The organism is Stenotrophomonas sp. 05L44_2 (genome assembly GCF_056665995.1).
Genome location: NZ_JBFTNR010000916.1, coordinates 1 through 1358, shown reverse-complemented (window position 1 = coordinate 1358; position 1358 = coordinate 1). Strand labels below are relative to the sequence as shown.

The 1358-nt window shown below is 68.5% G+C and carries 2 protein-coding genes; both read right to left on the bottom strand.

Annotated features, from left to right (window positions below; translation table 11 throughout):
• Positions 1-176: 176 nt before the first annotated feature.
• Positions 177-905, bottom strand: a complete 729-nt coding sequence (locus tag AC1VAN_RS21945; RefSeq protein WP_025879008.1) for a LytR/AlgR family response regulator transcription factor — start codon at positions 903-905, stop codon at positions 177-179.
• A gap of 10 nt (positions 906-915) precedes the next feature.
• A partial coding sequence (locus AC1VAN_RS21940) for a sensor histidine kinase (protein WP_480986759.1) occupies positions 916-1358 on the bottom strand: 443 nt, incomplete at its 5' end.

Here is a 1358-nt window from a genome sequence, read left to right as displayed (position 1 = left end):
GGACCGTTGGCGCCATGGATGGCGCCATCGAGCCCCCATGGATGGGTTTACGGCGTGTCCCGCCCGCCCATCCCGCCTCACCCAACAGGCAACAACACAGAGCCGACCAACCCGCTGTTGCTGTTGCTGTTGCTGTTGATTTCGAAGCAGTCGCGGCCGCAGGCCGCGCGGAAAACCTACAGATGCCGCAATTCCTGCTTCAGCGTCGCCACGCAGCGCCGACTCACTTCCAGCGGCTGCTTGCCATGCCGCAGCACCGCCTGCACCTGACCACCACTGCCACGCCGCAGCTCCACCAGCTCGTGGCGCGCCACCAGGCAGTTGCGATGGATGCGCACGAAGCGGCTGGCGAACTCCTCCTCCAGCGACTTCAACGATTCCTCGATCAGGTCCTCGCCACGCGCGTGATGCACCACCACGTACTTTTCTTCGGCCTGCAGATAGTGGATATCGTCCAGCGGAATCAATCGCAGGCTGCCGCGCAGGCGGGCACACAGCATGCTGCGGGCCTGGCCGCCGGTGTGCTGGGGTTGCCCGTCACGGCCGGCCAGGAAGGTGCGGGCACGCGCGATCGCCGCTGCCAGCCGCTCGGCGCGCACCGGCTTCATCAGGTAATCGATGGCCGCTGCCTCGAACGCCGACAGCGCGTGCGCATCGTAGGCGGTGCAGAACACCACCGCCGGCCTGGGCTCGAAACTGGCCAGGTGGCGGGCCGCTTCCAGGCCGTCCAGGCCGGGCATGGCGATATCCAGCAGCACCAGGTCCGGCTGCAGTTCGGCGCACGCGTGCAGGGCCTGCTCGCCGTTGCCGGCCTCGGCCACTACGTCCACCCCTTCCTGCGCGGCCAACAGGCTGCGCAGGCGCTCGCGCGCCAGCGGTTCGTCATCGGCGATGACTACCCTCACGATCGTCCCCTCACTGGATCGGCACTGTCACCTGGCAGGCATAGTAGCCCTCGCTCCAGCCAGCCGTCATCCGCGCGGCGCGGCCGAAGCGCCAGCTCAGGCGATGGCCGATGCTGTGCTGGGCGTGGCCCGCTCCCTGGGCCAGGGCCAGCCCGGGCACCTGCGGATCCGGTGCAGGATTGCGTACGCGGATCTGCAGCTCGCTGCCCACACAGGCCAGATGCAGCTCGATGGTGCCGCCTTCGGGCAGGCGCGAGATGCCGTGCAGCACCGCGTTTTCCACCAGCGGCTGCAGCACCAGCCGCGGCATCGGCAGGTCCCAGGGCAGGGGTTCATCGCGCTGCCAATGCACCCGCAGGCGGTCGCCCAGGCGCAGTGATTCAATCGACAGATAGCGTTCGGCCAGTTCGCACTCATCGCGCAGGGTCGAATCGCCCTCGCCGGCACCCACCC